Consider the following 23,133-nt stretch of genomic DNA (forward strand, 5'->3'; position numbering starts at 1 on the left):
GATCACTCCTTACTGAACGGTTTCCGGGCGCACATGGCGTGCGGCAAACATCAGCACACCGGACAAAAAGCACGGCACGGCGCCGAACCACAGTGCGGCGGTCTGCCAGTCGCTGCCGGCGGACAACACCTGCGTGGCGCCAAACCCTGCGACCACTGCACCAATGGGGCCCATCGCGTGGATGATTGCGCCGCCGGTGGCGCGGATGCTGGTGGGGAAACTTTCACTGATAAAGAACAGCGCCGCCGAATACGGTCCGATCAGGAAGAACAGACCCAGACTGTACAGCCCGACCACCATCGCCATATTGCTCGGACCAAACAGCATGCCGGCGAACGACAGCCCGCCGAGCATCCAGCCCAGGCCGATGACGTTGCGGCGGCCGATCCGGTCGCCCATCCAGCCGTGGCTGAGGTAGCCGCAGTAGCCCACCAGGTTGGACAGCACGAGGATGATCAGCGAGTTCTCGAACGAGATGTGGTGCACGCTGACAATCACCGAGGTGCCCAGCACGCTGAACACCTGGATCGCCGCCCAGTTGAGCAGCAAGGCGGCGCCGATCACCAGAGTGGCGCGACGGGCCGGGCCCCGGAAAGCCGCTTTCAAGCCGGCCTTGCTGTGTTCGTCATAGTCCACGCCGTAGGTCACCGCGACGTTTTGCGCCTCGGTCACCTGGCCGCTTTTGCGCAATTGGCTGATGCGCTGGTGAATCTGGAACTGCGGACTCTCCTTGAGTTTGCGCGCCATGATCGCAATGACGACGGCCGGGATGGCCGCGAAGACGAAGCAGCCCTGCCAGCCGATGATCGGCAGCAACAGCGCGGTCAATCCCGCCGCGATCAACGCCCCCACCGGCCAGCCGCCCTGCACCAGGCTGTAGATGAAGCCACGGCGCTTGGTCAGCCGTGGATCCTGCGAGGCGCCATACAGCTCGCTCAGGTAGGTGGCGTTGACGGTTTCCTCGGCATAGCCCAGGCCGCCCAGCGAACGGATCAGGATCAGCGGCGACTTGCCCCACGCCCCGCCGATGGCGGTGAGCGCCGAGCACAAGGCCGAGCCGGCCACGGTGAAGATGATGCCTTTGCGCCGGCCCAGCTTGTCGACCACCGGGCCAATGGCAAAGGCCACCACCGCCGTGCCCACTGCGACCCAGGTCGCGATCTGCGCCTGCTCCACTTCACCCCAGCCAAAGTGCCGGCCGATCTCCGGCAGCAAGGTGCCGAACAGGATGAAGTCATACACCGCAAACACCCAGGCGAAAAACGCGATCCAGGTGGCGAAACGTACTTCCTGGGACGACAGTTGCCGGGGTTTCCAGCCAGTCAGGTCAAGCTTGTTGTAGATGGACATGGGTCGCGCCTCAAGGGTGGGGTGAAATCAGGTTCGGGGTTGGCGGCGGATAAAGTCGTCGGCGATTTCGTCGAAGGTGACGAAGCGCACGCCGGCATGGCTCTGGATGTGTTCGATCAGGCGCTCGAGCATCAACAGCACTTGCGGGCGACCGGACACGTCGGGGTGGATGGTCATGGTGAACACCGCGTGTTCGTGTTCGCGGTACACCCAGTCGAACTGGTCGCGCCACATTTCTTCGAGGTGACGCGGGTTGACGAAGCCGTGGCTGTTGGGGGCTTTTTTGATGAACATCATCGGTGGCAGGTCGTCGAGGTACCAGTTGGCGGGGATCTCCACCAGGTCGGTTTCTTCGCCGCGCACCAAGGGCTTCATCCAGGTGTCGGGGTGCTGGCTGTAGTCGATCTTGGTCCAGCTGTCGCCCTTGCGCACGTAGTACGGATGGAAGTCGTTGTGCATCAGGCTGTGGTCGTACTTGATGCCTTTTTTCAGCAGCAGCTCGTTGGTCACCTTGCTGAATTCCCACCACGGCGCCACGTAGCCGGTCGGGCGTTTGCCGGTGACCTGGGTGATCAACTCGATGGATTTATCCAGCACGATTTCTTCCTGCTCGGCGGTCATCGCGATGGGGTTTTCGTGGCTGTAGCCGTGCACGCCGATTTCATGGCCGGCGTCGGCCACCGCTTTCATTTGCGCGGGAAAGGTTTCCATCGAGTGGCCGGGGATGAACCAGGTGGTGCGCAGGCCGTAGCGCTCGAACAGCTTGAGCAGGCGCGGCGCGCCGATTTCACCGGCGAACAGGCCGCGGGAGATGTCGTCCGGCGAGTCTTCACCGCCGTAGGAACCGAGCCAGCCGGCGACGGCATCAACGTCGACGCCAAATGCACAGAGGATGTCTTTAGCCATGGTGTGTCTCCTTAAATATTCAGTACGAATTCAACGGATAACGCGGCGCGCAACAGGCGAGCGTCTTCGCCGCTGGGGGCGCTGAGCAGCAGCCCGGTGGGCAGGCCCTGGGCATCGCGGCCGCTGGGCACGTTTACGCCGGGCATGTCGAGCAGGCTGCCGGGCATGGTCAGGCGCAAGGTGGCGAGGTTGGTGCTGACGAACAACGCGTCATCGGCTTCCAGCGCGGCCAACGGCGGCGCGACATGGGCCACGGTGGGGGTGATGAGGATGGCGCCGTCGAGGTCGTCGAGCAGTTGCTGTTGCAGCTGGCGGCGCGCGTCGGTCAGGTGGATCAATTGGCTGGCCGGCAATGCCCGCGCAGCTTCAAGGCGCCAGCGTACGCGAGGATCGAGGCGTTCGGCATCGGGGCTGTCGAGCAGCGCCTGGTGCAGGGCGAAGGCTTCGAAGGCGCCGAGCCAGCCGTGGTGTTTGATCAGGTCCAGCGTTGCCTGGAAGGGCGGGCATTCGCGCTCTTCGATCAGCGCACCCCGGGCCTTGAGTTGCTCCATGGCGCGCAGCAGGTTGTTGCCCACGGCCGGTTCGACGTCCTGTTGCGCCAGCACAAAGCGCTGGCCCTTGAGGCTGCGGGCACTGTGCTGCTGAGTGCGACCATGCAGCAGGTCGTCGAGGGTCAGCGCATCGCGCACACTGCGGGTGAGCGGGCCGAGGCTGTCGAGGGTGTGCGCCAGCGGGAACACGCCGTCGCGGCTGTAGCGCCGGCTGCTGCTGCGGTAACCCACCAGACCGTTGAGGGCGGCGGGAATGCGAATCGAGCCTGCGGTGTCGGTGCCCATGGCGATGGGCACGATACCGGCGGCGACGGCCACGCCCGAACCGGACGATGAACCGCCGGGAATGCGCGGCTGATCAAGGCCATGGGGATTGTGCGGCGTACCGAAATGCGGGTTCAGGCCCAGCCCCGAATACGCCAGTTCGCTGAGGTTGGTCTTGCCCAGGCTGACCATCCCCGCGCGGCATAACAGGCCGACCACTGGCGCATCGAGCAGAGCGGCCGGCGCATCGCGGCGGTAGGCGGCGCCCGCCGTGGTGACGCTGCCGGCGACGTCGAACAGGTCCTTCCAGGCCAGCGGCACGCCATCGAGCCGGCTCAAGGGCTGCCCGGCACGCCAGCGCGCGGCGGCGGCTTCGGCTTCGCGGCGGGCGCGCTCGGTGCTCAGGCTGATAAACACCGAGGGTGAACGGGCGGCTTTTTCGAGCGCCTGTTCGAGGGCTTGCACCGGGTCGTTACGGCCGCTGGCGAAATCCTCGGCCATTGAGGTGGCGTCTGACATCGGGATCAACCTCATAAAACGTACATATTAATAAAATGTACATTTTATAAAGGCAGCTTTCGTGCCAGTCTCTGCATCGGCCTTTGCGCTTTCACAGCATAGCTGCGGGCTAGAGGGTGTGCGGAGCGATAAAAATACTGGCGCAGCCCGCCCCAAGGGTCTTGAATGAAATGATGTATCTTTTAGTAAAAAGTACATTTTGGTGCAGAAAGGTAACACCAGCCCCAAAACAGCGCCGCCGACGTGACGCAGAGTGACAACTGCATCTATGAGAGAATCCGTCGCCCCGTCCTACAAGGTCCCGAGAAACCGATGAAAGCAGTGTCCACCCCGGCCTCCCGTTACGCGATGATTCACCAGGTATTGCGTGACTCGATCGTCAACGGCACCGCGCGTCATGGCCTGGTATTGCTCGAAGCGCCGCTGGCTGAACTGTTCGGCACCAGCCGCGTGCCGGTGCGCAAGGCACTGGACCTGCTGCACGCCGAAGGGCTGATCTGCCGCTTCAACGGCCGGGGTTACCTGATCAACCCCGACGACCTGGCGATAGAGCCGCTGCGCCTGCCCCTGAGCCATGCGCACCTGGGCCTCAACGGCGAGGCCGAGTTGGTGGACACACGGCCGCTGGGCGAGCGCATTGTCGAGGACATCGGCGCGGCGCTGTCCACCTGCATCGCCTTCGGCCATTACCGCCTGGATGAACAGGCCGCCGCCGAGCACTTCAAGGTCAGCCGCGCGGTGGTGCGCGAAGCCTTGATGCGCCTGCGCGACCGTGGCCTGGTGGAAAAGGAGCCGTACTCCCAGTGGCTGGCGGGCCCGCTGACCGCGCGCGAAGTCACCGAAGACTACGAACTGCGCGCGTGCCTCGAGCCCGAGGCGTTGCGCCAGAGCGCGCCGAACCTCGACCGCGAGGAACTGCAGGCGATGCTGCAACGGGTGCTGGCAGCACAGGACAACCCTCAATGCAGCCTGCAGGCCATCGAGCAGATCGAGGAGGACTTGCACCAGCGCTGCCTGGCGGGTCTGCAGAACCGCAAGATGGCCGCGCTGATTCGCCAGGGCCAGAGCCCGATGATCATCAGCCGGATTTTCCATCGCCTGCTCGGCATCGGCGCCGACCCGGCGATGCTGGCCGAACATCGCCTGATCCTGGAATTGTTGCTGCACGGCGCCGTGGATGCGGCCGCGTTGAACCTGCGCGAGCACCTGCAACGGGCCAGCCAGCGCATGTTGCAGCGTTTGAAAGTGTTGTCGGTACTGCCGGAACAGCCGATTCCGGCCTACCTGCACAAAATCAGCTGACGGCGTCACGCCGGTTATTTTATGCAATATGTTGCTATCGCCGCCGCGCCATTGAAACCCTCGCTGCCCCGCCCCATCTAAGCACCATACTTCCTTATGCAGGTGCCCCATGAGCGACCAGCAAGATTCCCCTGATTACGACATCAACGATTACGCCGATCCCGAAAACGCTGAATCCGCTTCGTCCAACACCGGGCTGGCGCTGCCTGGGCAAAACCTGCCGGACAAGGTCTACATCATCCCGATCCACAACCGCCCGTTCTTCCCGGCGCAAGTGCTGCCGGTGATCGTCAACGAAGAGCCATGGGCCGAAACCCTGGAACTGGTGAGCAAATCCGATCACCACTCCCTGGCCCTGTTCTTCATGGAAACCCCGCCGGAAGACCCGCGCCACTTCGACACCTCGGCCCTGCCGCTGTACGGCACGCTGGTCAAGGTGCACCACGCCAGCCGCGAGAACGGCAAGCTGCAATTCGTCGCCCAGGGCCTGACCCGCGTGCGCATCAAGACCTGGCTCAAGCACCATCGCCCGCCCTATCTGGTGGAAGTCGAATACCCGCACCAGCCGAGCGAGCCGACCGATGAGGTCAAGGCTTACGGCATGGCGCTGATCAATGCGATCAAGGAACTGCTGCCGCTCAACCCGCTGTACAGCGAAGAACTGAAGAACTACCTCAACCGCTTCAGCCCCAACGACCCCTCGCCGCTCACCGACTTTGCCGCCGCGCTCACGTCGGCCACCGGTAACGAGTTGCAGGAAGTGCTGGACTGCGTGCCCATGCTCAAGCGCATGGAAAAAGTGCTGCCGATGTTGCGCAAAGAGGTGGAAGTGGCGCGCCTGCAGAAGGAGCTCTCCGCCGAGGTGAACCGCAAGATCGGCGAGCACCAGCGCGAATTCTTCCTCAAGGAACAGCTCAAGGTCATCCAGCAGGAGTTGGGCCTGACCAAGGACGACCGCAGCGCGGACGTCGAGCAATTCGAGCAGCGTCTGGAGGGCAAGGTGTTGCCCACCCAGGCCAAAAAACGCATCGATGAAGAGCTGAACAAACTGTCGATCCTGGAAACCGGCTCGCCGGAATACGCGGTCACGCGCAACTACCTCGACTGGGCCACCTCGGTACCGTGGGGCGTGTACGGCAAGGACAAGCTCGACCTCAAGCACGCGCGCAAGGTGCTGGACAAACACCACGCCGGGCTGGACGACATCAAGAGCCGCATCCTCGAGTTCCTCGCGGTGGGTGCTTATAAAGGCGAGGTTGCCGGCTCCATCGTGCTGCTGGTGGGCCCACCGGGCGTGGGCAAGACCAGCGTCGGCAAGTCCATCGCCGAGTCCCTGGGCCGGCCGTTCTACCGCTTCAGCGTCGGCGGCATGCGCGACGAGGCCGAGATCAAGGGCCACCGCCGCACCTACATCGGCGCCCTGCCGGGCAAGCTGGTGCAGGCGCTCAAGGATGTGGAAGTGATGAACCCGGTGATCATGCTCGACGAGATCGACAAGATGGGTCAGAGCTTCCAGGGCGACCCGGCCTCGGCGCTGCTGGAAACCCTCGACCCGGAACAGAACGTCGAATTCCTCGACCATTACCTCGACCTGCGCCTGGACCTGTCCAAAGTGCTGTTCGTGTGCACCGCCAACACCCTGGATTCGATTCCCGGCCCGTTGCTCGACCGCATGGAAGTGATTCGCCTGTCGGGCTATATCACCGAAGAAAAAGTCGCCATCGCCAAGCGCCACCTGTGGCCCAAGCAGCTGGAAAAAGCCGGCGTAGCGAAAAACAGCCTGACCATCAGCGACGGCGCCTTGCGTGCGTTGATCGACGGCTACGCCCGCGAAGCCGGGGTGCGCCAGTTGGAGAAACAGCTGGGCAAACTGGTGCGCAAGGCGGTGGTCAAGTTGCTGGATGCGCCGGACTCGGTGATCAAGATCGGCAACAAGGACCTGGAAAGCTCACTGGGCATGCCGGTGTTTCGCAATGAGCAAGTGCTGTCCGGCACCGGTGTGATTACCGGCCTGGCCTGGACCAGCATGGGCGGCGCGACCCTGCCGATCGAGGCGACGCGTATCCACACGCTCAATCGCGGTTTCAAGCTCACCGGGCAGTTGGGCGAAGTGATGAAGGAATCCGCCGAAATTGCCTACAGCTACATCAGCTCCAACCTGAAGTCGTTTGGCGGTGACCCGAAGTTCTTCGACGAAGCCTTCGTGCACTTGCACGTGCCGGAAGGCGCCACGCCAAAAGACGGCCCGAGCGCGGGCGTGACCATGGCCAGTGCGCTGCTGTCGCTGGCACGCAACCAGGCGCCGAAAAAAGGCGTGGCCATGACCGGCGAACTGACGCTGACCGGGCACGTGCTGCCGATTGGCGGAGTACGCGAGAAAGTGATTGCGGCACGGCGCCAGAAGATCCATGAGCTGATCCTGCCCGAGCCCAACCGTGGCAGTTTCGAAGAGTTGCCGGAGTACCTGAAGGAAGGCATGACGGTGCACTTTGCCAAGCGCTTTGCGGATGTGGCCAAAGTACTGTTCTGATCGTTATGCAGTGCCGGTAAGGGCCTCATCGGGAGCAAGCCCCCTCCCACATTTGAAGGTATTCACACTTCAAAATGTGGGAGGGGGCTTGCTCCCGATAGCGCCATCCGCCACACCACACACCTCGCCTGTCACCCCTCGCGCCATCTTCGGTTATGCTCGCCCTTCGTCGTGTACAACCGGAGCCCCCATGACCGTTGCCCGCCTGTTTCTCCCCTTGAGCCTTGCCTTGTTGTCCGCGTGCGCCAGCGCGCCGAAGCAAAACATCACCGTGGACGACCAGAGCGCCTGCCCGCTGCAGCTCAAATCCGGTCAGAACCTGATCCTCACTCTGCCGAGCAACCCCACCACCGGCTACCGCTGGGCCATTCAGGACTCGGCCGGCGGCGTGTTGCGCGCGCTGAGCCCCGAGGTCTACAGCAGCAGCGAATCCGGCGTGATTGGCGGCGGCGGCCAGTCCACGTGGCGGTTCCAGGCGTTCACCGCCGGGCAGGGCCGTTTGCGCCTCACCTCCCAGCAACCGTGGGAGCCGGAAGCCGAGCCCGTCGACACCTTCGACTGCGCCATTACGGTGAACTAGGGCACCCCATCAGACAACCCGCGCACCGAAGGGCCAAGTTGGCTAAAATGCCGGCCCTTCCCTTTCGTCGCCGGAACAACCGTGAGCAAAGAACCCGATCGCCTATTCGCCCAGCCCTTGCCCCAGGTGCCGGACTTCGCCTTTAACGAGGACGTGGTGCGGGTGTTCCCGGACATGATCAAGCGCTCGGTGCCGGGTTACCCGACCATCGTCGAAAACCTCGGCGTACTCGCGGCGCAGTTCGCCCAGCCGAGCAGCGTGCTCTACGACCTCGGCTCATCCCTCGGCGCCGTCACCCAGGCCCTGCGCCGCCATGTGCGCACGGACGGCTGCCGGGTGATCGCGGTGGATAACTCGGCGGCGATGGTCGAGCGTTGCCGTGAATACCTCAATGGCCAGGACTCGATGTTCCAGGAGCTGCTGCCGGTAGAGGTGATCGAAGGCGATATCCTTGCCTTGCAGTTCCAGCCGGCGTCGGTGGTGGCCCTGAATTTCACCCTGCAATTCATCGCTCCGGACGAGCGCCTGGCTTTGCTCTCGCGCATTCGCCAGGCGCTGGTGCCGGGCGGCGCGCTGATTCTTTCGGAAAAGCTGCGCTTCAATGACGCGCAGGAACACGCACTGCTCACCGACCTGCATATCGCGTTCAAGCGCGCCAACGGCTACAGCGAACTGGAAATCGCCCAGAAGCGCAGCGCCATCGAAAACGTCATGAAGCCCGACAGCCTCGAAGAACACCGCGAACGCCTGCTGGCGGCCGGGTTCTCGAGCGTGGTGCCGTGGTTTCAGTGTCTTAACTTTGCCTCGTTGATTGCCTTGCCATGATTGATCTGTCCCCCCTCGCCCGCCATCTGGTTGGCACGCCCCTGGCCGTGTGGGCCCAGGGCCTGCAAGCGCAGCTCGATAGCAAGATGGAAAAAGGTCACGGCGATCTGGAGCGCTGGCAAAGCGCGCTGGATGCGCTGCCGGCCATTCAGCCAAGCACCGTCGACCTGCTGAACGGCCTGACGCTGGACACCGATTGCGACGATCAGACCCGCGCGCAGATGCACACCGCCCTGATGGGTCTGAGCCCGTGGCGCAAAGGCCCGTTCCACCTGTTCGGCGTGCACGTGGACACCGAATGGCGCTCGGACTGGAAGTGGTCGCGGGTGGCGCCGCACCTGAACCTTACGGGCAAGCGCATCCTTGATGTGGGCTGCGGCAACGGCTACTACATGTGGCGCATGCTCGGTGCCGGTGCCGACAGCGTGATCGGCGTGGACCCCAACTGGCTGTTTTTCTGCCAGTTCCAGGCGGTGCAACGCTACCTGTCCGAACCCAGGGCCTGGCACCTGCCGTTCCCGTTCGAAGACTTGCCGGCCAACCTCGAAGGCTTCGATACGGTGTTTTCCATGGGCGTGTTCTATCACCGGCGTTCGCCCATCGAGCACCTGCTGGCGTTGAAGGACACCCTGGTCAAGGGCGGCGAACTGGTGCTGGAAACCCTGGTGGTGGAAGGCGACCAGCAACAGGTGCTGGTGCCCGAAGACCGCTACGCACAGATGCGCAACGTGTGGTTCCTGCCCTCGGTGCCGGCCCTGATGCTATGGCTGCGCCGCGCCGGGTTCAGCGAAGTGCGCTGCGTGGACGTGAGCGTGACCACGGTGGAGGAACAGCGCGGTACCGAGTGGATGAAGTATCAGTCGCTGAGTGATTTTCTTGATCCGCAAGATCACAGCAAGACTATCGAAGGGCTGCCGGCACCGATGCGGGCGGTGATCATTGCCAGGAAATAAACCACAACGTCCCTGACTAAACGAAGATCACCTGTGGGAGCTGGCTTGCCTGCTCCCTCATTGGTTTCCCGGTGTCAGCTAGAAGAGGGTTTGGCTCGGCGGGCTTTGAAGAATTCGCTCAGAACGGCTCCGCATTCCTCGGCCAGCACCCCACCTTCAAACAACACCCGATGGTTGAGAAAGTCCTGGGTAAAAAACTGTCCCTGACTCTGCACAATCCCGGCCTTGGGCTCCAGCGCGCCATACACCACCCGCGCAACCCGCGCATGCACGATCAAGCCTGCGCACATGCTGCACGGTTCCAGGGTCACATACAGCGTGCTGCCCACCAGCCGGTAGTTGCTGATGGCCTGGGCTGCCGCGCGAATCGCGACCATCTCGGCGTGGGCGCTGGGGTCGTTGCCGCTGATGGGGCAATTGAAGCCACGGCCGATGATTTCGCCGTTTTGCACCAGCACCGCGCCCACCGGCACTTCGCCGAGTGCCGCGCCCTGGGCGGCAAGGGTCAGGGCTTCGCGCATGAAGTGCTGGTCGCGGCTGCGATCGATGATCGCTGCGGGGCGAATCTGGCGCATCACGCCACCTCGATGGCGGCCATCAGGCCGGTTTCCATGTGGTCGATCACATGACAATGGAACATCCACACCCCGGGGTTATCCGCCACCAAGGCCACGCGGGCGCGTTCGTTCTTGCCCAGCAGGTAGGTGTCGGTAAAGTACGGCACCACCTTGTGGCGGTTCGAGGCGATCACCTTGAAGCTCATGCCGTGCAAGTGGATCGGGTGCTGGTACTGGGTCATGTTCTTCAGTTCAAAAATGTAACTTTTGCCCTTTTCCAGCCTGGCAATCGGGCGGTCGGCGCAGGTCTTGTCGGTGATGTCCCACGCCTTGCCGTTGATCTGCCACAGGCTCGGCGGCTTGCCGTCATCCACCGACACCGTGCCCACCCATTCAAAATTGAAGTTGAGTTTCTCCGCAGTGGCCAGGTCCGGCTCGCTGATCGGGTTGGCCGGCAACGCGGGCGGCCATTGGCCGGGCGCGTCGGTATTGGCCACCGAGCGGAAAGTGCCCAGGCGCACCGGCCCGTTACGGATCGACAGTTCTTCACCCGCCGGCGGCGCCTTGATTGCCAGGCAAATGCGCATGCCGGGCCCCAGCCAGTATTCCTTGCCGAGCGGGCGCGGTTCGATGGGGTTGCCGTCCAGCGCGTAGATCTGCGCGTCGACGTCCGGGATGTTGATGCGATAGGTCAGGGTGTTGTCGAGGTTGAGCAGGCGCACGCGGGTGATCTGCCCGGCCGGCAGGTCGATCACCGCCTGGGACACGCCGTTGATGGTCGACAGACGCCCCGCCGTACCGCCGCGCGCCGCTTCACGTGGAATGCTGAACGCGACGAATGCGCCGTCTTCGTCCACATGCCAGCTTTTCAGGCTGAGGGTGCGTTCGTGCTTGAAGCCGGTGGGTTCGCGTTCCTCGATGATCAACGGGCCGACCAGGCCACGGCCGAGCTCTTCGCTGCTGTTCACATGGGGGTGGTACCAGTAGCTGCCGGCATCGGGCACGCGGAATTTGTAGTCGAAGTATTCGCCGGGCAATACCGGCAGCTGCGAGACGTAGGGCACACCGTCCATCTCCAGCGGCAAGCGGATGCCATGCCAGTGGATGGTGGTGGCCACCGGCAGGTGATTGATGAAGCGCACCCGCAGCCATTCGCCCTGACGCACCCGCAGCTCGGTGCCGGGCGCCGAAGGGCCGAACGCCCAGGCCTGGGTGATGTGACCGGGGACCAGCTCCACATCCAGGGGCGCAGCGATCAACTCGTAATCGTGCCCCGCCTCGGACTCGGCGACCTTCCCCAGCCAGTAGCGATAGCCGCCCCCGGCGCCGACGCCTACAACGGCCAGGCCTGCAAGACCACCCAGGATTTGTCGACGGGAAAAGGATCGGGACACAACAACCTCGCGTATCAGCCGCAGGCGCAGGGCCTGCAAAGGGCGGATACGATACACCTGCAAGGGCTAAACAGTAAGGCTTCGCATTGCCACACCGTTGATTGCTGAAGCCTGATGGCGATCAAAATGTGGGAGGGGGCTTGCTCCCGATGGCGGTGGGTCAGGCAGGGATTGGCTGGCTGACACACTGCTATCGGGAGCAAGCCCCTTCCCACACTGGACTTTCTGCGTTCTTCAGGCCCTGGAGGCGGCGAGGATCAGCGCCTTCATCTCGGCCACCGCGCCTTTGAAACCGACGAACAGCGCATGGGCCACCAGCGCGTGGCCGATGTTCAGTTCGTTGATGCCCTTGATCGCGGCCACCGCCTGCACGTTGTGGTAATGCAGGCCATGGCCGGCGTTGACGATCAGGCCTTGATCGAGGCCGCACTTCACGCCGTCGATGACGCGCTGCAACTCGTCGGCGACTTCGGTGGGCGTGGTGGCGTCGGCGTAACGGCCGGTGTGCAGTTCGATGGCCGGCGCACCGACACGGCGCGAGGCTTCGATCTGACGCTCGTCGGCGTCGATGAACAGCGAGACTTCGCTGCCGATCTGCGACAGGCGCTCAACGGCGGCCTTGATCCGCGCTTCCTGGCCGGCCACATCGAGGCCGCCTTCGGTGGTGAGTTCCTGGCGGGTTTCCGGTACCAGGCAGATGTGCGCCGGGCGGATGCGCTCGGCGAACGCCATCATCGCTTCGGTGACGCCCATTTCGAAATTCATGCGGGTTTGCAGCACATCCTTGAGCAGCAGCACATCACGTTCCTGAATATGACGACGGTCTTCGCGCAGGTGCACGGTGATGCCATCGGCGCCTGCTTCTTCGGCGTCCAGCGCGGCCTTGACCGGGTCCGGGTAGCGGGTGCCCCGGGCCTGACGCAGGGTGGCGACATGGTCGATATTGACGCCAAGAAGAATGCGATTGCTGGTGCTCACGGAAGCGCTCCTGAAAAGGGAAAGAATCGGTGCACAGCATACACGGGGATGTCAGGGCTTTCGAAACAACTCGCGACTGACCAGCGGCTTGCCCCCCAGGTGCACCGCGAGGGCTTGGCGCATCAGGCGCTTGGCAGCGGACAGCGCGCCGGGCGCGGTCCAGTCCGCCTCGCTCATGGCCAGCAACTCGGCGCCCTGGAACAGCCCCGGCTGCAGCAAATAGACGCGCTCCAGGCCGGCGTCGACCTGCAGGCGGTACATGCCATCGACGGCGACGGGCTCGCCGTGCACGTCGTTGCTCAGTTCGAAGCCGTAGCCCAGATCGTCCAGCAGGCGCCATTCGAATGCGCGCAACAACGGCTCCAGCGGGCGGCCTTCGGCGAGGGCGAGCAAGGTGGCGGCGTAGTGATCGAACACGCCGGGGTGCGGGTCTTCGGCGGGTAGCAGGCGGATCAACAGTTCATTGAGGTAGAGGCCACTGAACAGCGCATCGCCATTGAGCCAGGCGGAGGTGCCGACGCTTTCCAGGCGGCCGACGTTCTTCAGCTCGCCCTTGCCGCGAAATTCCACGTCCAGCGCCACGAACGGCCGGGCCAGTGTGCCGGCCTTGCCGCGCGCGCTGCGCAACACCGCGCGCAGGCGACCTTGTGGCGTGAGGAAATCCACCAGGGCGCTGGTCTCGCGGTAGGCGCGGCTGTGCAGCACGTAGGCGAGTTGGCTGGGAGGTGGGGATTGGGACATGAGACGGGAAATCTCTGAAGAGCAATCGATGTGCCGAATGAACACTTATTGTGGCGAGCAGGCTCGCCCTGCGTTGGGCTGCAGAGCAGCCCCTATAAGATCAACCCGATTCTACGGACAGACCTCAGTTGCAGGTTTTGGGGCTGTTTCGCAACCCAACGCAGGGCAAGCCTGCTCGCCACAGCAAGCCCTCCCACATTTTTGGTCCAGCGGTGTTCTTACAGGTCGCCGTAGCCGAGGGAGCGCAGCGCGCGCTCGTCATCGGACCAGCCACCCTTCACCTTCACCCACAGGTTGAGCATGATCTTGGAGTCGAACAGCAGCTCCATGTCCTTGCGCGCTTCGGTGCCGATACGCTTGATGCGCTCGCCCTTGTCGCCAATGATGATTTTCTTCTGGCCGTCACGCTCGACGAGAATCAGCGCGTGGATGTGCAAGGTCTTGCCCTGCTGCTTGAACTCTTCGATTTCCACGGTGATCTGGTACGGCAGCTCGGCGCCCATCTGGCGCATGATTTTTTCGCGCACCAGTTCAGCGGCGAGAAAGCGGCTGCTGCGGTCGGTGATCTGGTCTTCCGGGAAGAAGTGTTCGTTTTCCGGCAGGTAGCCGGCGATCACGCGCTCCAGGGCTTCGAGGTTGTGGCCGTGCTGGGCCGAGATCGGCATGATCTGCGCGTTCGGCAGTTGCTCCTGCAACCAGGTCAGGTGCGGCATCAGCTCGGCTTTGTCTTCAATGCGGTCGGTCTTGTTCAGCGCCACGATCAACGGGCCGGTGACGTACTGCACGCGCTCCAGGACCATCTGGTCTTCGTCGGTCCACTTGGTGCGGTCGACGACGAAGATCACCACGTCGACGTCTTTCAACGCCGCCGAGGCGGTCTTGTTCATGTAGCGGTTGAGGGCTTTCTCGCCACCCTTGTGCATGCCCGGAGTGTCGACGTACACCGCCTGCACATGGCCTTCGGTCTTGATGCCGAGCATGTTGTGCCGGGTGGTCTGCGGCTTGCGCGAGGTGATCGCAAGCTTCTGGCCGAGGATATGGTTGAGCAACGTGGACTTGCCCACGTTGGGGCGGCCGACGATGGCAACATAGCCACAGCGTGTTGCGGTTGAATCAGTCATGGCCATTCTCCACGCCCAGGGCAATCAGTGCTGCAGCGGCCGCTACCTGTTCGGCAATACGACGGCTCACACCCTGACCTCGGCTTTTTTCGTTCAATAAGGTGATTTCACATTCCACGAAAAACACGCGGCAATGGGGCTCACCCTGGATATCCACCACTTCGTAGCGTGGCAGTTCGCACCCGCGCGACTGCAGGTATTCCTGCAGGCGGGTCTTGGGATCCTTGTTGGTGTCGACCAGGGTCAGGCTCTCGATCTCCGAGGCCAGCCAGGCGACCACCCGCTCTTTGGCGGTCTCCATGCCTGCATCCAGGTAGATCGCGCCGATCAGGGCTTCGAGGGCATCGGCCAGGATCGACTCACGACGAAAGCCGCCGCTCTTCAATTCACCGGACCCCAAACGCAGGTACTCGCCCAGGCCGAAGCCACGGGCCAGCACGGCCAGGGTCTCGCCTTTCACCAGCCGTGCACGCAGGCGTGACAACTGGCCTTCGCGGGCCTGGGGGAAGCGCTCGAACAACGCCTCTCCGGCGGCGAAATTGAGGATGGCATCACCGAGGAATTCCAGGCGCTCGTTATTGCGCCCTGCAAAGCTGCGGTGTGTGAGGGCAAGGACCATCAATTCCTGATCCTTGAAGGTGTAGCCGAGCTGGCGCTCGAGACGACTCAGAGAAACGGTCACGGTTTATCCATATCTAGTTGGTGGCACCGGCGGCCATCGACGATTGACGCAGTGTTCAAATTCAAATCCTGATAGTTGCCGCGTGAGGCCGGACATTGTCCAGGCCCCAGAAAAGCATTCGGCGCTGTGTTCACAGCGCCGCCTGTATTACTTGATCAGCCCGACCCGCGAGAAGTTCGGCAGGTGGCTGAGCTTGGGTTCCGGCCAGCTCATCCAGACCGCGAAGGCCTTGCCGACGATATTCTGGTCGGGGACCATGCCCAGCAGCTCCTTGGGAATGCTGGGATCATCCCAGTAGCGGCTGTCGTTGGAGTTGTCGCGGTTGTCGCCCATCATGAAGTAGTGCCCGGCCGGCACTTTCCACTCGCCATCGGGCGTGGCGCGGTAGCGGCTCATTTCCTTGCGGATCTGGTGCTCCACCGCACCGAGCTTTTCCTGATACAGCTCGGCGCTGCCCAGGGTGTTCGGCTCGGTGCCCAGCAGCTTCTCGGCCACCGATTCACCGTTGATGAACAGGCGCTTGTCGCTGGTGTAGCGAATCACGTCGCCCGGCAGGCCGACCACGCGCTTGATGTAGTTGACGTTCGGATCGCTCGGGTAGCGGAACACCATCACGTCGCCGCGCTGCGGGTCACCGACTTCGATGACTTTCTTGTCGACCACCGGCAGGCGAATTCCGTAGGAAAATTTGTTCACCAGGATGAAGTCGCCCACGTCCAGGGTAGGTTTCATCGATCCCGAAGGAATCTGGAACGGCTCCACCAGGAACGAACGCAGCACCAGCACGATGAACAGCACCGGGAAGAACGACTTGCCGTATTCAACCAGCAGCGGTTCCTTGTTCAGCTTCTCGACCACCACCGCATCAGGCTGGCTGACGCTGCCCTGATACGACGCAATAGCCGCGCGCCGACGTGGCGCGAAGAACACCAGATCGAGCAACGCCAGGAGGCCGCAGACGGCGACGGCAATGACCAGCAACAGCGGGAAATTTAGTGACATAGGACCTAACTATCCAACCTGAGCACCGCAAGGAAGGCTTCTTGTGGAATTTCCACATTGCCCACTTGCTTCATGCGTTTTTTACCGGCCTTTTGCTTCTCAAGCAGCTTGCGCTTACGGCTTACGTCACCGCCGTAGCATTTGGCCAATACGTTCTTTCTGAGAGCCTTGACGGAGGTTCGCGCAATGATCTGCCCGCCGATGGCGGCCTGGATCGCGACGTCGAACATCTGACGCGGAATCAGTTCTTTCATTTTTTCGGTCAACTGGCGACCTTTGTAGTGCGCGTTGTCCTTGTGCACGATCAGCGCAAGGGCGTCCACTTTGTCGCCGTTGATCAGTACATCCAGTTTCACCAGATTGGCCGATTGGTAGCGGTCGAAATGGTAATCCAGCGAAGCATAGCCGCGACTGGTGGATTTGAGACGGTCGAAGAAGTCCAGGACCACTTCGTTCATCGGCAAATCGTAGGTCACTTGCACCTGGGTACCGAGGAACAGCATGTCGTGCTGCACGCCACGCTTTTCGATACACAGGGTAATCACGTTGCCCAGGTGTTCCTGGGGCACCAGGATATTGGCGCGCACGATCGGTTCGCGCATGTCTTCGATGGAAGACAGGTCTGGAAGCTTGGAGGGGTTGTCGACGTAAATCGTTTCACCGGTTTTCAGCAACAACTCGAAAATAACGGTTGGCGCGGTGGTGATCAGGTCGAGGTCGTATTCGCGCTCCAGGCGCTCCTGGATGATCTCCATGTGCAGCATGCCGAGGAACCCGCAGCGGAAGCCGAAGCCCAGGGCGTCGGAGCTTTCCGGGGTGTACTGCAACGACGAGTCGTTGAGGGTCAGCTTTTGCAGGGCCTCGCGGAAGTCTTCGAAGTCGTCGGAGCTGACCGGGAACAGGCCGGCGTAGACCTGCGGCTGGATACGCTTGAAGCCCGGCAGCATGTCGACGTCAGGCGTGGAGCTGAGGGTCAGGGTGTCACCCACCGGCGCACCGTGGATGTCCTTGATACCGGCGATGATGAAGCCTACTTCACCGGCTTTCAGATCCGTGGTCGCGGTATGTTTGGGGTTGAACACACCGACGCTGTCCACCAGGTGGATCTTGCCGGTGGACTTGACCAGGATCTTGTCGCCCTTCTTCACACGGCCGTGGCGCACGCGTACCAGGGAGACAACGCCCAGGTAGTTGTCGAACCAGGAGTCGATGATCAACGCTTGCAGCGGATCTTCGTAGTTGCCGGTGGGGGCCGGAATGGTCTTGACCAGGCGCTCGAGCACCTCGTCCACGCCCAGGCCGGTCTTGGCGCTGCACTCGACGGCGTCGGTGGCGTCGATGCCGATGATTTTTTCGATTTCCTCCTTGACGCGGTCCGGATCGGCCTGGGGCAGGTCGATCTTGTTCAGCACCGGCATTACTTCAAGGCCCTGCTCGATGGCGGTGTAGCAGTTGGCCACGGACTGGGCTTCCACGCCCTGGCCCGCATCCACTACCAGCAACGCACCTTCGCAGGCCGCCAACGAGCGGCTGACTTCGTAGGTGAAGTCAACGTGGCCGGGAGTGTCAATGAAGTTGAGCTGGTACCGGATACCGTCTTTGGCGGTGTAGTACAGGGTGACGCTGTGGGCCTTGATGGTGATCCCGCGCTCGCGTTCGAGGTCCATGGAATCCAGAACCTGGGCTTCCATTTCACGCTCGGCAAGGCCACCGCACATCTGGATGAATCGATCGGCCAGCGTCGACTTGCCATGGTCAATGTGGGCGATGATGGAGAAATTGCGGATATGACTCAAATCACTCACGGATCAACACTCAAAAAGGCTGCAGGCAGATTGCCCGCTGAAAAATAGCCGGGAATTGTACCTGATGCTCGGGCCAGACGTCATCTTTGCTGTCCAGAACGCAAAAGGCCCCGTCAATACAGGGCCTTTCGCTTGCCGGGGCATTCTTACCCGGCGCGGCGCAGCAGCCAGAACCCGGCCAGGGCGCAGATGGCGGTGGGCACCAGCACCGCAAACAGCGGTGAGAAACCGAACACCAGGCTCGACGGCCCGAGCAGATCCTGGGCAATGCGGAAGGTAAAGCCCACCAGCACACCGGTGAAGACGCGCTGGCCGAGGGTGACCGAGCGCAATGGGCCGAAGATGAACGAAATAGCCATCAGCACCAGCGCGGCGGTGACCACCGGCTGCAACACCTTGACCCAGAATGCCAGCCAGTAGCGGCCGTTGTTCAGGCCCTGGTCCTTGAGGTAATGGATATAGCTCCACAACCCGGAGATCGGCAGGCTTTCCGGGATCATCACCACGGTATTGAGCAGCTCCGGCTTGAGGGCGATGTCCCATTGCTCGGTCGGCACGTTGATCACTTCGGTGCTGGCCTTGGTGCCCTGGCCCGCGTTGCGGAAATAGGTGGTGGTGACGTCGGTCAGTTGCCACTGATTGGCGCTGTACTGCGCACGTTTGGCGAAACTGGACGACAACATGTGGCGCTCTTTGTCGAACGTGTAGCGCGTCACCCCGATCAACAGGCCGCCCGGTTGCACGGCGTTGATGTGGATGAACTCTTCACCCTGGCGGTGCCACAGGCCGTGCTTGGCGCTTTGCGCATCCCCCGAACCCTGGGCCAGGGCGCGATTGGCCTGGGCGGTGGTTTCGGCCGGCGGCGCGACGTATTCACCGATCAGCACGCTGCACGCCATCAGCAGCAGCATGGGTTTCATCACCGCCCAGACGATACGGCCGACGGAAACCCCGGCAGCGCGCATGATGGTCAGTTCGCTGTTGCTGGCCAGGCTGCCCAGGCCGATCAGGCAACCGATCAGCGCGGCCATCGGCATCATGTCGTAGAGACGGCGTGGCGCGGTGAGGGCCACGTAGCTCAGCACGTCGGTCACCGTGTAGGTGTCGCTGACGTTGCTGACCTCATCAATAAAGGCAAACAGAGACGCCAGGCCGAGGATGATGCCCAATACCGCCAGGATGGCGACCAGTACACTTTTGCCAATGTAGCGATCGAGCTTAACCACGCGCCCTCTCCTTCTGGCCACGACGGCTCTTCATTTTCAAGCGGATAGGTTCCCAGTACAGCAGCCCCAGGCCGATCACCAGGAAGATCCCGTGCACCCACCACAGGCCAAGGGTCGGCGACAGCTTGCCCTTCTCCAGGGAGCCACGCGCGGAAATCAGGATGGTGAGGTAGGCCATGTACAGCAGGATCGCCGGCAGCAGTTTGAGGAAGCGGCCCTGGCGCGGGTTGACGCGCGACAGCGGCACGGCCATCAGCGTCACGATAAACACCAGCAGCGGCAGGGAAATGCGCCATTGCAGCTCGGCGATGGAGCGCAGTTCGGTGCTGCCGAACAGCTCCTGGGTGGGGATCGCGTCGCGGTCGGTGACTTCGTCGCTGACGTCCGGCCGCGCGAGCATCACGCCGTAGGTGTCGTACTTGATGGCACGGTAGTCGGCCTGGCCGGGGCTGCCGTCATAGCGATAGCCGTTTTCCAGGATCAGGTAGCGGCTGCCGTCGGGCCGCACTTCCTGGCGCCCGGCATCGGCGACCAGCACGGAGATGCCGCGGTCCTTCTTGTCCTGGCCCAGGCGTTTTTCGGAGATGAACACCCCGCCGAGGTTGGCGCGGTCGTCGGTCAGGGTTTCGGTGTAGGTGACCCGGGTGCCGTCGTTGAGCGCCTGGAAGCGGCCAGGTTCCAGGGTATCGAACTCGGTCATGGCGTCCTGCTTGTTCAGCACCAGCTGAAATTGCATGGCGCCCTGGGGCGCCAGGCTCAGGCTCAGCCAGGCCACGATCAGCGCGACGCCGGCTGCCGGAATCATGGTCATGGCCAGCAGGCGTTGCTGGCTCATGCCGGTCGCCGACAGCACGGTCATTTCGCTCTCAAGGTACAGTCGGCCATAAGCCAGCAGGATCCCGAGAAACAGGCCCAGCGGCAGGATCAACTGCAAAAAACCCGGCAGGCGAAAGCCCATGATCAGGAACAGCGAACCGGGGTCGAGGGCGCCGGAAGCCGCCTGGGCCAGGTATTTGACGAAACGACCACTCATGATGATGACCAGCAATACCGCACTCACGGCACTCAGGGTCAGCAGGACTTCGCGGGATAGATAACGGAAGACGATCAAACCAGACACTCCAGGGTTGTCAGGCTAAGGCGGCCAAACAAGCAAGCATACCGAGCGACCCGTTTGCACGGGCCGGCTAAAAAGATGGCGCATTATCCTGTGATTGACCGCGCCTGTCACGGAGCAACCTCATGCGCGAGCACAAAGCGTGCGCCGAGGGTTGTCAGGCTTCGCCTGCGAGGTTCAAACTGCGGCCCTTGTCGCGGGCGGTTTTTTACACAGCTGCCTCGCTTTAAGCCTGGCTATACAGACGCCAGGCTCACCGACCTTTATAAGGGACCCGAACATGGAACTGGTTGTAAAAAGCGTTAGCCCCGAAACGTTGAAGACCGCCACCCTCGTGGTCGCCATCGGCGAAGGCCGCAAGCTGGGCGTCGCCGCCAGCCAACTCGACGAATTGAGCGGCGGCGCCATCAGCGCGATCCTCAAGCGCGGCGACCTGGCCGGAAAAGTGGGCCAGTGCCTGCTGCTGCAAAGCCTGCCCAACCTCAAGGCCGACCGCGTATTGCTGGTGGGCGTGGGCAAGGACGCCGAACTGGGCGACCGTCCGTTCCGCAAGATCATCAGCACCCTGCTCACCACCCTCAAGGGCCTGGGCGGCACCGAGGCCGTACTGGCACTCGATGAAATCGTCGTCAAGGGCCGTGACAGCTATGGCAAGACCCGCCTGCTGGCCGAAAGCCTGGTGGACGGCGGCTACGTGTTCGATCAATTCAAGAGCCAGAAAGCCGAACCGCGCGCGCTCAAGAAAATCACCCTGCTGACCATCAAGGCCGCCCAGGCCGAAGTGCAGCGCGCCGTGACCCACGCCACCGCGATTGCCAACGGCATGTCGTTCACCCGTGACCTGGGCAACCTGCCGCCGAACATCTGCCACCCGACGTACCTGGGCGAACAGGCCAAGGCACTGGGCAAGGAGTTCAAGGGGCTGAAGGTTGAAGTGCTGGACGAGAAAAAGATCAAGGAACTGGGCATGGGCTCGTTCTACGCCGTGGGTCAGGGCAGCGACCAGCCTCCACGCTTGATCGTGATGCAATACAACGGCGGCAAGAAATCCGAGAAGCCTTACGCCCTGGTAGGTAAAGGCATCACGTTCGACACCGGCGGCATCAGCCTCAAGCCTGGCCTGGGCATGGATGAGATGAAGTACGACATGGGTGGCGCCGCGAGCGTGTTCGGCACCCTGCGTGCCGTGCTGGAACTCAAGCTGCCAATCAACCTGGTGTGCATCCTGGCCTGCGCCGAGAACATGCCGAGCGGCGGCGCGACCCGTCCGGGCGATATCGTCACTACCCTGAGCGGCCAGACCGTCGAGATCCTCAACACCGACGCCGAAGGCCGCCTGGTGCTGTGCGACGCCCTCACCTACGCCGAGCGCTTCAAGCCACAGGCCGTGATCGACATCGCCACCCTGACCGGCGCCTGCGTGGTCGCCCTGGGCGCCCACACTTCGGGCCTGCTGGGCAATAACGATGAACTGATCGAGCAACTGCTCAGCGCCGGTCAGGCAGCCGACGACCGCGCCTGGCAATTGCCGCTGTTCGACGAGTACCAGGAGCAGCTGGACAGCCCGTTCGCCGACATCGCCAACATCGGTGGCCCGAAAGCCGGCACCATCACGGCCGCCTGCTTCCTGTCGCGCTTTGCCAAGAACTTCAACTGGGCCCACCTGGACATCGCCGGCACCGCCTGGACCAGCGGCGGCAAGGACAAGGGCGCCACCGGCCGTCCGGTGCCCCTGCTGACCCAGTACCTGCTGGATCGCGCCAAGGCCTGAAACTGAAGACGCCGGGGCGGTGATCATTTCGCCGTCCCGGCCTCAGGAACCGCAATGACCCAAGTCGACTTCTATATATTGCCCAGCGCCGACCCGCTCGCGCGCCTGGACTTTGCCTGCAAACTCACCGAAAAAGCCTGGCGCATGGGCCACCGCATCTACCTGCATTGCAGCGATGCCGGCCAGCGCGATGAGCTGGATGCGCGCCTGTGGCGCTTCAAGGGCGAAAGCTTCGTGCCCCACGGCCCCGCAGAATCCGAGCCCGACGGCCGTGTGGTGCTGGGGTTGGGCGACGGCTGCGGCGATCACCAAGACCTGCTGATCAACCTGGACCTGAAAGTACCGGCCTTTGCCAGTGCATTCGCCCGCGTGGCGGAGGTGGTGGTGGAAGATCCGGCTGTTCGTCAGGCCGCGCGGGAGAGTTTTCGTTTCTATCGCGAACAGGGCTATCCTCTGCAGGATCACCGGCTACAACGACTTTGAGTAGATGATGGACACGCCAAACCCGATTAAAAAAGACGACCATTTACTGGACGACCTCGAGTCGATCCGTCAACTGCTGGGTGATGACGACCTGCAGCCGCCGTTGCTGACCGAAGCGGTCATGGACGAGGCACAGATTGCCATGGCGTTCGACACGCCAACCCCGCAACCCGCTGCCGCCACAGCGGAAAAACCGCAGGACGCCTTGTTGCTGCACCTGGACAACGAACTGCGGGCCGCTGCGCAATTGATCATGCAGGACGTGATCGACGACTTCGCACCGCACATCGAAACCGAGATCAAGCGCCGGCTGGATGCGCGAATGGAGCGGTTGCTCAGCCAATACCAGTCCTGAGCTTCACCCATATCCCGTGTGGGAGGGGGCTTGCTCCCGATAGCGGTGTGTCAGTCATCAATTCATAGCTGATCCGCCATTATCGGGAGCAAGCCCCCTCCCACAGTTGATCGCATATCCC

General features: G+C 62.6%; 21 protein-coding genes. 8 read left to right on the forward strand and 13 right to left on the reverse strand.

The window, feature by feature from the left end:
* Positions 1 to 9 precede the first annotated feature (9 nt).
* From ACXX81_RS17380 to ACXX81_RS17390, 3 genes are read right to left on the reverse strand one after another with little or no spacing between them, the layout of a single operon-like run.
* Complete coding sequence (locus tag ACXX81_RS17380) at positions 10 to 1,350, reverse strand: MFS transporter (RefSeq protein ID WP_209989080.1); 1,341 nt, start codon at positions 1,348 to 1,350, stop codon at positions 10 to 12.
* A 27-nt stretch (positions 1,351 to 1,377) separates the two neighbouring features.
* Positions 1,378 to 2,256, reverse strand: a complete 879-nt coding sequence (locus tag ACXX81_RS17385; RefSeq protein WP_046384579.1) for a polysaccharide deacetylase family protein — start codon at positions 2,254 to 2,256, stop codon at positions 1,378 to 1,380.
* 11 nt (positions 2,257 to 2,267) lie between these two features.
* The gene (locus ACXX81_RS17390; protein WP_209989076.1) at positions 2,268 to 3,590 is read right to left on the reverse strand and encodes an amidase; all 1,323 of its coding nucleotides are present in this window, start codon (positions 3,588 to 3,590) and stop codon (positions 2,268 to 2,270) included.
* Between the two features lie 312 nt (positions 3,591 to 3,902).
* On the opposite strand from ACXX81_RS17390, the gene ACXX81_RS17395 reads away from it, so the two are divergent.
* The 5 genes from ACXX81_RS17395 to cmoB all read left to right on the forward strand — a co-directional run bounded on the left by ACXX81_RS17395 (position 3,903) and on the right by cmoB (position 9,780).
* Positions 3,903 to 4,892, forward strand: a complete 990-nt coding sequence (locus ACXX81_RS17395) for a GntR family transcriptional regulator (protein WP_209989073.1) — start codon at positions 3,903 to 3,905, stop codon at positions 4,890 to 4,892.
* Positions 4,893 to 5,001: 109 nt separating this feature from the next.
* A complete protein-coding gene (gene lon, locus ACXX81_RS17400) occupies positions 5,002 to 7,422 on the forward strand; it encodes an endopeptidase La (RefSeq protein WP_209989070.1) in 2,421 nt (806 codons plus the stop codon).
* Positions 7,423 to 7,612: 190 nt separating this feature from the next.
* A complete protein-coding gene (locus ACXX81_RS17405; RefSeq protein ID WP_209989067.1) occupies positions 7,613 to 8,002 on the forward strand; it encodes a protease inhibitor I42 family protein in 390 nt (129 codons plus the stop codon).
* A gap of 81 nt (positions 8,003 to 8,083) precedes the next feature.
* Positions 8,084 to 8,827, forward strand: a complete 744-nt coding sequence (cmoA, locus tag ACXX81_RS17410) for a carboxy-S-adenosyl-L-methionine synthase CmoA (RefSeq protein WP_209989065.1) — start codon at positions 8,084 to 8,086, stop codon at positions 8,825 to 8,827.
* Positions 8,824 to 9,780, forward strand: a complete 957-nt coding sequence (cmoB, locus tag ACXX81_RS17415; RefSeq protein WP_231423039.1) for a tRNA 5-methoxyuridine(34)/uridine 5-oxyacetic acid(34) synthase CmoB — start codon at positions 8,824 to 8,826, stop codon at positions 9,778 to 9,780. Before cmoA ends, cmoB begins: the two co-directional genes overlap by 4 nt.
* A 74-nt stretch (positions 9,781 to 9,854) precedes the next feature.
* On the opposite strand, the gene tadA is transcribed toward cmoB, so the two are convergent.
* The 10 genes from tadA to lptF all read right to left on the reverse strand — a co-directional run bounded on the left by tadA (position 9,855) and on the right by lptF (position 20,397).
* Positions 9,855 to 10,355 carry a tRNA adenosine(34) deaminase TadA gene (gene tadA, locus ACXX81_RS17420; protein ID WP_209989060.1) on the reverse strand — a complete coding sequence of 167 codons (501 nt, stop codon included), beginning with the start codon at positions 10,353 to 10,355 and terminating at the stop codon, positions 9,855 to 9,857.
* The gene (locus ACXX81_RS17425; RefSeq protein WP_322212763.1) at positions 10,355 to 11,731 is read right to left on the reverse strand and encodes a multicopper oxidase family protein; all 1,377 of its coding nucleotides are present in this window, start codon (positions 11,729 to 11,731) and stop codon (positions 10,355 to 10,357) included. The genes tadA and ACXX81_RS17425 overlap by 1 nt, the downstream gene beginning before the upstream one ends.
* Before the next feature lie 234 nt (positions 11,732 to 11,965).
* Positions 11,966 to 12,709 (reverse strand): pyridoxine 5'-phosphate synthase, encoded by a 744-nt coding sequence (gene pdxJ / locus ACXX81_RS17430; protein WP_209989054.1) that lies wholly within the window; start codon positions 12,707 to 12,709, stop codon positions 11,966 to 11,968.
* 51 nt (positions 12,710 to 12,760) lie between these two features.
* A complete protein-coding gene (recO, locus tag ACXX81_RS17435; protein ID WP_209989052.1) occupies positions 12,761 to 13,450 on the reverse strand; it encodes a DNA repair protein RecO in 690 nt (229 codons plus the stop codon).
* A gap of 218 nt (positions 13,451 to 13,668) precedes the next feature.
* Positions 13,669 to 14,571 (reverse strand): GTPase Era, encoded by a 903-nt coding sequence (gene era, locus ACXX81_RS17440; protein ID WP_124422514.1) that lies wholly within the window; start codon positions 14,569 to 14,571, stop codon positions 13,669 to 13,671.
* Entirely contained in the window at positions 14,564 to 15,253 is a 690-nt protein-coding gene (gene rnc, locus ACXX81_RS17445) for a ribonuclease III (RefSeq protein ID WP_003188856.1), read from the reverse strand. The genes era and rnc overlap by 8 nt, the downstream gene beginning before the upstream one ends.
* Positions 15,254 to 15,400: 147 nt before the next feature.
* Positions 15,401 to 16,255 (reverse strand): signal peptidase I, encoded by an 855-nt coding sequence (gene lepB, locus ACXX81_RS17450; RefSeq protein WP_458572116.1) that lies wholly within the window; start codon positions 16,253 to 16,255, stop codon positions 15,401 to 15,403.
* A gap of 5 nt (positions 16,256 to 16,260) precedes the next feature.
* A complete protein-coding gene (gene lepA / locus ACXX81_RS17455; protein ID WP_057006741.1) occupies positions 16,261 to 18,060 on the reverse strand; it encodes a translation elongation factor 4 in 1,800 nt (599 codons plus the stop codon).
* A 146-nt stretch (positions 18,061 to 18,206) separates the two neighbouring features.
* Positions 18,207 to 19,286 (reverse strand): LPS export ABC transporter permease LptG, encoded by a 1,080-nt coding sequence (lptG, locus tag ACXX81_RS17460; protein WP_209989049.1) that lies wholly within the window; start codon positions 19,284 to 19,286, stop codon positions 18,207 to 18,209.
* On the reverse strand, positions 19,279 to 20,397 hold the full coding sequence (lptF, locus tag ACXX81_RS17465) for an LPS export ABC transporter permease LptF (RefSeq protein WP_458572117.1): 1,119 nt from the start codon (positions 20,395 to 20,397) through the stop codon (positions 19,279 to 19,281). The genes lptG and lptF overlap by 8 nt, the downstream gene beginning before the upstream one ends.
* 286 nt (positions 20,398 to 20,683) lie before the next feature.
* Here lptF and ACXX81_RS17470 point away from each other — a divergent pair, with 286 nt between their 5' ends.
* The 3 genes from ACXX81_RS17470 to ACXX81_RS17480 are packed head-to-tail and all read left to right on the forward strand — an operon-like array spanning position 20,684 to position 23,012.
* On the forward strand, positions 20,684 to 22,174 hold the full coding sequence (locus ACXX81_RS17470) for a leucyl aminopeptidase (protein WP_231423036.1): 1,491 nt from the start codon (positions 20,684 to 20,686) through the stop codon (positions 22,172 to 22,174).
* Between the two features lie 54 nt (positions 22,175 to 22,228).
* Positions 22,229 to 22,657, forward strand: coding sequence for a DNA polymerase III subunit chi (locus ACXX81_RS17475; protein ID WP_322212761.1), 429 nt, complete (start codon positions 22,229 to 22,231; stop codon positions 22,655 to 22,657).
* A gap of 7 nt (positions 22,658 to 22,664) precedes the next feature.
* A complete protein-coding gene (locus ACXX81_RS17480) occupies positions 22,665 to 23,012 on the forward strand; it encodes a hypothetical protein (RefSeq protein WP_057007053.1) in 348 nt (115 codons plus the stop codon).
* Positions 23,013 to 23,133: the final 121 nt, after the last annotated feature.

It is taken from the genome of Pseudomonas sp. GNP013, from assembly GCF_054343995.1.